Annotated in this window: 1 protein-coding gene; it reads left to right on the top strand. The window is 60.9% G+C overall.

Annotated elements, in window-relative coordinates:
* Positions 1–778 (top strand): FGGY-family carbohydrate kinase (locus DW800_RS01825; RefSeq protein ID WP_243634890.1); only part of this gene is annotated, 778 nt, incomplete at both ends.

Below are 778 nucleotides of genomic sequence, written 5' to 3'. Positions count from 1 at the left end.
GTTGGGGTCTTCCTTCCGGCGAAGTTCTCGAAGAACTTAATCCGGCCTTGAAGGAAATGCTCCCCCATCTGTTCACAGAAACCCACACCAGCGACACCAAGGCAGGGGAACTGACACCCGAGTGGGCAGACAGGCTTGGACTTCCCCGAGGAATCGCCGTGGCCGTGGGGGCGCTGGACGCCCATATGGGAGCCGTAGGCGCATCCGTCGCCCCGGGGATACTGACACGTATCATGGGAACATCCACCTGCGACATCATGGTTGCCGGCAAAGACGAGGTAGGCGGACGCTGTATCAAGGGAATCTGCGGCCAGGTGGACGGTTCGGTGCTTCCGGGATTCATCGGTTTCGAAGCCGGACAGTCGGCTTTCGGAGACATCTACGCCTGGTTCAGGAAGATGCTGGCATGGACACTGAAAGATATCCCCGGAGGGGAGGCCAGGCAGAAAGTTCTGGACGGCATGCTGGTGGAACTCACCCGTGAGGCCCAGGACATGGAACCCTCCGAGGATGGTGTTGTCGCCCTGGACTGGATGAACGGCCGCCGTACCCCCGATGCGGACCAGAACGTGAAGGGTGCCGTTGCGGGACTCACGCTGGGTACCAGCGCCCCGGAAATATTCCGTGCGCTGGTGGAAGCCACCGCCTTCGGTTCCCGCCGTATTGTGGAGCATATGAAGGACCAGGGGCTGCGCATTGATTCGGTCAATGCCATCGGAGGTATCAGCAAGAAGGCGCCCTTCGTGATGCAGACGCTGGCGGACGTGCTGGACATGCC

The organism is Bacteroides sp. AM32-11AC (assembly GCF_003603515.1).
Classification (GTDB): domain Bacteria; phylum Bacteroidota; class Bacteroidia; order Bacteroidales; family Bacteroidaceae; genus Bacteroides; species Bacteroides uniformis.
The sequence above is the reverse complement of the archived record's forward strand: the minus strand, read 5'-3'. Positions and strand labels throughout refer to the sequence as shown.